The following is a 6,942-nucleotide window of genomic DNA, read 5'->3' as shown; positions in this document are numbered from 1 at the left end:
GTCCGGGCGCGCAGTCCGGGCACGCCCGCGCGTTCAGTCGGCGACGCGGAGGAGCACCTCGCCCGTCGTCCCGCACCCCCGCACGCCCCCAGCCTCACGCGAAACGTCCCGCCACCTCCGCCAGGCACTCCCGGAACACCCGCACGGCCGGCGACGCCAGCTGCGCCTCGCGCTGGGCGGTGAAGATCGTGCGGCGGGGCGTGCCGGGCAGCTCGAGGAGGCGGCAGTCCGGCGCCTCGCCCGCCCAGACCAGGTCGGGCATCAGGGCGACGGCGTGGCCGGAGGCGGCGAGGCGGATCTGCGCCTGCAGGTCGGCGGTCTCGAAGCGGACGTCCGGCTCGAAGCCCGCGACCCGGCAGGTCTGCTCGGCGAAGTGGCGGCTCGCGGTGCCGCGCGGCTCCATCACCCAGGCGGAGTCGCGGGCCGAGGCGAGGTCGACGACGGCGGAGTCGTGGCTCACGGCGAGGCGGATCGCGTCGGTCGTCAGGTCGCTGCGCACCAGTCCGGGCAGCCAGGAGGTCGAGTGGCCGGGGTACTGCTCGGCGACGACGAGGTCGAACTCCCGCGCCCACGACGTCTCGTGCAGCGCACCCTCGGGCTCGCGCTGCACCATCTCGACGCGCACCTCCGGGAAGCGGTCGGCGACGGCCCGGAGCGCGCCCGGCATGAGCGCGAGCGCGGCCGACTGGAACACCGCGACGCGCACCCGCCCGGTCACCGACTCCCCCGAGGCCGCGAGCGCCGCCTCCGCCCGCTCGAGCAGGGCCATCACCTCGCCGGCTGCCTCGACCAGGATCTCGGCCTGGGGTGTGAGCTGCACGCGCCGGCCCGCCTTCCGCAGCAGCTCGACGCCGGCCTCGCGCTCGAGCACGGCGAGCTGCTGCGAGACGGCGGAGGGACTGTAGGCGAGGGCCTCGGCCGCGGCGGCGAGAGTGCCGCGGATGGCCACCTCGCGGAGCAGGACCAGGCGGCGGACATCGAGCACGGCGTCTCTCCGATCGTTCAGCTGAGCTGACCGGTACCGGTAAGGAACGGTCGCTTCTGCTCAACGGTAGTCGGTCGAATACTGAAGGCACCCACCTCAGAGCAGAAGGACCGCACCATGACGGATCTCGCCAGCCCCGCTCTCGCCACCGGCCCCGCCGCCGACGGTCCGTCCGCCGATTCGATCGATCCCCGCCTGGTCGACGAGAGCGTCGCGCTGGTGCGGCGCTGGCTGCGCGAGGCGTCCGCGATCCCGATCGACGCCTCCGGGGCGCAGCTGGCGGGCGTGCTGAAGGACCCGGCCGGCCTGGACTTCACGGTCGGCTTCGTCGACGGCGTCGTCCGCCCCGAGGACACCCGCGTCGCGGCGGCGGCGCTGAAGGCGATCGCGGGCGGCGTGCCGTCCTTCCTCCCGGCTCCGATGCGCGGCGCGGTCGCCCTCGGCGGCGTCATGGCGCCGCTCCTCCCGGACGTCGTGGTGCCGATCGCGCGCCGGGTGCTGCGACGGATGGTCGGCCACCTGATCATCGACGCGACCGACTCCCGCCTGGGCCCGGCCATCGCCGCGATCCGCCGCGACGGCGTCCGGCTCAACATGAACCTGCTCGGCGAGGCCGTCCTCGGCCGCGAGGAGGCCCACCGCCGCCTGGAGGGGACGCACCGGCTCCTCGCCCGCGACGACGTCGACTACGTCTCGATCAAGGTCTCCTCGAGCACCGCCCCGCACAACCCGTGGGCCTTCGACGCCGCGGTCGACGACATCGTGGAGGAGCTGGCGCCGCTGTTCGCCCGGGCCGCCGCGTCCTCGCCGCAGAAGTTCATCAACCTCGACATGGAGGAGTACAAGGACCTCGACCTCACCATCGCGGTCTTCACCCGCATCCTCGACCGGCCGGAGTTCCTCGGCCTCGAGGCCGGCATCGTGCTGCAGGCCTACCTGCCGGACGCGCTCTCGGCGATGATCCGCCTGCAGGAGTGGAGCGCCGCCCGCCGGGCCCGCGGCGGCGCCGGCATCAAGGTGCGCCTGGTCAAGGGCGCGAACCTGCCGATGGAGCAGGTCGAGGCCTCGGTCCACGGCTGGCCGCTGGCGACCTGGAGCAGCAAGCAGGACTCCGACACGAACTACAAGCGCGTCGTCGACTACGCGCTGCACCCGGAGCGGATCCGCAACGTGCGGGTCGGCGTCGCCGGGCACAACCTCTTCGACGTCGCGTACTCGTGGCTGCTCGCCGGCACCCGCGGCGTCCGCGAGGGGATCGAGTACGAGATGCTCCTCGGCATGGCCCAGGGCCAGGCGGAGGCGGTGCGCCGCACGGTCGGCTCGCTCCTGCTCTACACGCCGGTCGTCGCGCCGGCCGAGTTCGACGTGGCGATCGCCTACCTGATCCGCCGGCTGGAGGAGGGCGCGTCGAGCCAGAACTTCATGTCGGCCGTCTTCGAGCTCGAGGCCGACCCGGCGCTCTTCGCGCGGGAGGAGGAGCGGTTCCGCGCCTCCGTCGCCGCCCTCGACGGGGCCGTCCCCCCGGCGCACCGCGTGCCCGACCGGTTCGCCGCGAGCGGCCGTCCGGGACCGGGCGACTTCCGCAGCACCCCCGACACCGACCCGTCCGTCGCCGCGAACCGCGAGTGGGCGCAGGCGATCCTCGCGCGCGTCCCCTCCTCCCGGGCCGGCGCCGACGCGATCGAGGCCGCCACGATCGTCACCCTCGACGAGCTGGAGTCGGTGCTCTCCGGCGCCCGCGGCAGCGGCTGGAGCGACGTCCCGGCCGAGGAGCGCGCCCGCATCCTGCACCGCGCGGGCGACGAGCTGGAGGCGCGCCGCGCCGAGCTGCTCGAGGTCATGGCGGCCGAGGGCGGCAAGACCCTCGACCAGGGCGACCCCGAGGTCTCGGAGGCCGTGGACTTCGCCCACTACTACGCCGAGCGCGCCCTCGAGCTCGACGCGGTCGACGGCGCCCGCTTCCACCCGGCCGCGCTGACCCTGGTCGCTCCGCCGTGGAACTTCCCGGTCGCGATCCCGGCCGGCGGCGTCCTCGCGGCGCTCGCGGCCGGCTCCGCCGTGGTGCTCAAGCCCGCCGGTCCGACCGCGCGCTGCGGCGCCGTGGTGGCCGAGGCGCTGTGGGCGGCGGGCGTGCCCCGCGAGGCCCTGCGCCTGCTCCGCCTGCCGGAGGAGGAGCTGGGTCGCGACCTGATCGCCTCCCCGCAGGTCGACCGCGTGATCCTCACCGGCGCCTACGAGACGGCGGAGCTGTTCCGCTCCTTCCGGAACGACCTCCCGCTGCTCGCCGAGACGAGCGGCAAGAACGCGATCGTGGTCACCCCCTCGGCCGACCTCGACCTGGCGGTGAAGGACGTGGTGGCGAGCGCCTTCGGGCACGCGGGCCAGAAGTGCTCCGCCGCCTCGCTCGTGGTGCTGGTCGGCTCCGTCGCGCGCTCGAAGCGGTTCCGCGCGCAGCTGCTCGACGCGGTCTCCTCCCTCACGGTCGGCTACCCGACCGACCCCGCGACGCGGATGGGGCCGGTGATCGAACCCGCCGAGGGCAAGCTGCTGCGCGGCCTGACCGTGCTCGGCGCCGGTGAGACCTGGCTGCTGCAGCCGCGGAGCCTCGACGACTCCGGACGCCTGTGGAGCCCCGGCGTCCGCGACGGCGTGCGCCGCGGCTCCGAGTTCCACCGCACCGAGTACTTCGGGCCGATCCTCGGGATCATGACGGCGGCGACCCTCGACGAGGCGATCGCGATCGTCAACGAGGTCGACTACGGGCTCACCTCGGGCCTGCACGCGCTCGACCCGGAGGAGATCGGCACCTGGCTCGACGGGATCGAGGCGGGCAACCTCTACGTGAACCGCGGGATCACCGGGGCGATCGTGCAGCGCCAGCCGTTCGGCGGCTGGAAGAAGTCGGCGGTCGGCCCGGGCACCAAGGCGGGCGGACCGGACTACCTGCTCGGCCTGGGCTCCTGGACCGCGGCGCCGTCGGAGGCGACCGCTCCGGTCGTCGGACCGGCCGCCCGCCTGCTCGCCGCGTCGCGCGCGGAGCTCTCGGCGGAGGAGCAGGCCGCGGTGGAGCGGACGGCGCGCAGCTGCGCGGCGGCGTGGGCCGCGGGCGCTCCTCGCGACGTGACGGGGCTGGAGGCGGAGCGCAACGTCTTCCGCCGCCTGCCCTACGACTCCGCCGTGCTGGTGCGTTTGGCCGCCGGGGAGCCGCTGGGCTCGCTCGTGCGGGTGGCCGTCGCGGCGGCGACCGCGCAGGCACGGGTGGTCGTCTCGAGCGCCGCGGCGCTGCCTCCGCAGCTCGCCGCCGGTCTCGACGAGGCGGCCGGCGCCGTCGTGGTCGAGGACGACGCGGCGTGGGAGGCGCGGGTGCGCGCGCACGGCGCCGGACGGGTGCGCCTGCTGGGCGCGTCCGCCGCGACGGTGACGGCCGTGACGGGCGGGCGCCCCGACCTCGCGGTCTACGCCGGCCCGGCGACCGAGGCGGGCCGGCTGGAGCTGCTGCCGTTCCTCCGCGAGCAGGCCGTGTCGATCACGGCCCACCGCTTCGGCACGCCGGACCACCTCACGGACGGGCTGCTCTGACCGGCGTGATCCGACCGGCGTGATCCGACCGGCTGCCACGAGGTGCCGCTCCGGTACGCCCGCTCCGGTACGCCCCCTCCCGCGTGTCGCGTAACGGAGCGGCGTCTCGCGGGAGAGGGCGACGGAGCGACGACGGGGCGGAGAGGGATCAGCCGCAGGCCGCACGTCAGTCCGCGTCAGCTCCGCGACGGGGCCGCAGGGGTGGAGCGCGCGTCGTTGCTGGTGCGCGGGCCCTCCGGGAGGAGCGCGGCGCGTCCCCCGCCCGATCGACGGCGGCGGCCGGGGTCAGCAGGATGTGCGCATGACCCGCCAGGAGAACGGCCGGCGCACCGCCGCGCCCGCCCGCGCGCCACGCACGCGCCCGACCGTCGGCTCCGCCTTCGACCCGCGGTCGAACAGCATCAACGCCCTGCGGCTCGGGCTGGCGGTCCTCGTCATCGTGTCGCACTCCTTCCCCCTCGGCGGCTACGGCGACGACCCCGGGTTCGGAGGCTCGACCCTCGGCGCCTGGGCGGTCGGCGGGTTCTTCGCCACCTCCGGCTTCCTGATCACCGCGAGCCGGCTGCGCTCGCGATCGCTGGTCGACTTCCTCTGGCGGCGCTTCCTCCGCATCTATCCCGCCTTCCTCGTCTCGCTCCTGGTCGTGGCCTTCGTCGCCGCACCGCTCGCGTCGCTCCTCCTCGGAGCCGGCGAGTACAGCGCGGCCGGGGCGGTGCGCTTCGTGGTCGCCAATGCGGCCCTCTACATCCGGGAGTACGGCATCGCGGGGATGCTCGGCTCCGTGCCCTACCCGGGCGCGTGGAACGGCTCGCTCTGGAGCCTGTTCTACGAGTTCGTCAGCTACGTCGTGATCGGCCTGCTCGTCTCCCTAGCGCCCGCGCGCTGGGTGCGCCCCCTCGTGGTCGCGGGATTCGCGGGCCTCACCCTCGTCGCGGCGGTGCTCGCGACGGACCTCGTCCCGTTCCCGGCGCCCCTCAACCAGACGGTGACGCTCGTCGGGTACTTCCTCGCCGGTGCGCTCGTGCACCTGTACCGCGACCGCCTCCCCCTGACGGGCGCGCTCACCGCCGTCGCGGCCGTGCTGCTCGTCCTCGTGATCGCGACCGGCCTCTACCGCGTGCTCGCCGGCCTCCCCCTCGCCTATCTGATGGTCGCGCTCGGCGCCCGGCTCCCCCTGCGTCGGGTGGGCGCGACCCACGACGTCTCCTACGGGATGTACATCTACGCGTTCCCCGTGCAGCAGCTGCTCTCGCTGGCGATCGTCGGAGCCGGAGCCGCCGTGCCGCTCTGGGCGTACATCGTGCTCTCGGTCGCAGCGACGGTCCCCCTCGCGTGGGCGAGCTGGCTGCTGGTCGAGCGCCCCGCGATGCGGCTGAAGCGCCTCACCGCCCGGGCTCCCGTCGACGTCGAGGGCCACGTCCTGCGCTGAGGCCCGGAGCCGCGAGCCCGGAGCCGTCCTCGCACATCCGCCTGCCCGCAGCCGTCCATGCCCGGTCGCGCCCCCGGAGCCGCCCGCCTCCGACCCGCCGCGTCAGCCGTCCCAGCCGCCGGGGAGGTCGCGGACCACCCGCCAGCGCGGGTCGAGCTGCGTCGCCGCCCCTCCGTTCCACGCGCGGCTGTGGAACCACGGCGCGATCACGTCGGCGCCGCCGTGCACGTGGTCGCCGAGATGCGCGCCCCAGTACGAGAAGGTCGAGTTCGTCAGCACCAGGCGGCGGGACGCGGCCAGCAGGGCGAGCTGCTGCGGCACCGGCGTCCCCGCCCCCGGGAAGCGCACCTCGACGCCCTCGAGGACGCGGGCCAGCTTCACCCGGCACCAGTCGAGGTCGTCCGACACGATCAGGACGCTGCGCACGGGCTCCCGCTCGCGGGCCAGGGCGAGCGCCGCGTCGACGTACTCGACCACGTCGAAGGAGTAGCGGCCGCGGAAAGCCGGGACGCTGTAGTAGTCGCCGCGCCGGATGTTCACGGTGAGGTCCGCCTCCGGTCGCGCCGCCGCCGCCAGAGCGGTGAACGGGCCGCCGGGCGGGAGCAGCATCGTCGCGACGAAGTCCGCCAGCTCGTCCGCCGTGAACTCCACGCCGAAATCCTGGTGGACGCTCCCGAGCTCGCGGGGGCTGAAGAACGACATCTCCGCCGGGGGCACCACGAGCTCCTCGAGGACCCGCGGGAAGACCTCCGCCCACTCCGCGGTCCTCCGCGTCGCGCGCACCGCGGTCGGCACCCCGCGGCTCCGGCGGGCGTGGGCCTGCAGCCAGAAGTAGGCGAGGTTCCCGACCCCGAACGACTCGCCGGGCAGCAGCACCGTCGTGCCCCGTCGGCGGAGGGGCGCCAGCAGCGCCGAGCGGACGTCGCCGAGCGTCACCACCGCGGGCCTC

Annotated in this window: 4 protein-coding genes; 2 read left to right on the top strand and 2 right to left on the bottom strand. The window is 75.0% G+C overall.

Annotation, left to right across the window (positions count from 1 at the left end):
• Positions 1-94 precede the first annotated feature (94 nt).
• Entirely contained in the window at positions 95-985 is an 891-nt protein-coding gene (locus tag C5D36_RS14180; protein ID WP_104227335.1) for a LysR family transcriptional regulator, read from the bottom strand.
• A 117-nt stretch (positions 986-1,102) separates the two neighbouring features.
• Between C5D36_RS14180 and C5D36_RS14175 the strand changes: the two genes are divergently transcribed.
• Positions 1,103-4,564 (top strand): bifunctional proline dehydrogenase/L-glutamate gamma-semialdehyde dehydrogenase, encoded by a 3,462-nt coding sequence (locus C5D36_RS14175; protein ID WP_104296067.1) that lies wholly within the window; start codon positions 1,103-1,105, stop codon positions 4,562-4,564.
• 301 nt (positions 4,565-4,865) lie between these two features.
• Complete coding sequence (locus C5D36_RS14170) at positions 4,866-5,993, top strand: acyltransferase (protein WP_104296066.1); 1,128 nt, start codon at positions 4,866-4,868, stop codon at positions 5,991-5,993.
• Between the two features lie 102 nt (positions 5,994-6,095).
• Here C5D36_RS14170 and C5D36_RS14165 read toward each other — a convergent pair whose 3' ends face one another.
• Positions 6,096-6,929, bottom strand: coding sequence for an alpha-1,2-fucosyltransferase (locus C5D36_RS14165; RefSeq protein ID WP_146083746.1), 834 nt, complete (start codon positions 6,927-6,929; stop codon positions 6,096-6,098).
• Between the last annotated feature and the right edge of the window lie 13 nt (positions 6,930-6,942).

Origin of the sequence: Rathayibacter sp. AY1C6 (assembly GCF_002931535.1) — a bacterium.
Taxonomy (GTDB): Bacteria; Actinomycetota; Actinomycetes; order Actinomycetales; family Microbacteriaceae; genus Rathayibacter.
This window is presented reverse-complemented; position numbering and strand designations above follow the sequence as displayed.

Coding starts and splice junctions, on each gene's coding strand:
- C5D36_RS14175 (WP_104296067.1), top strand. CDS start 1,103: ATGACGGATCTCGCCAGCCCCGCTCTCGCCACCGGCCCCGCCGCCGAC.
- C5D36_RS14170 (WP_104296066.1), top strand. CDS start 4,866: ATGACCCGCCAGGAGAACGGCCGGCGCACCGCCGCGCCCGCCCGCGCG.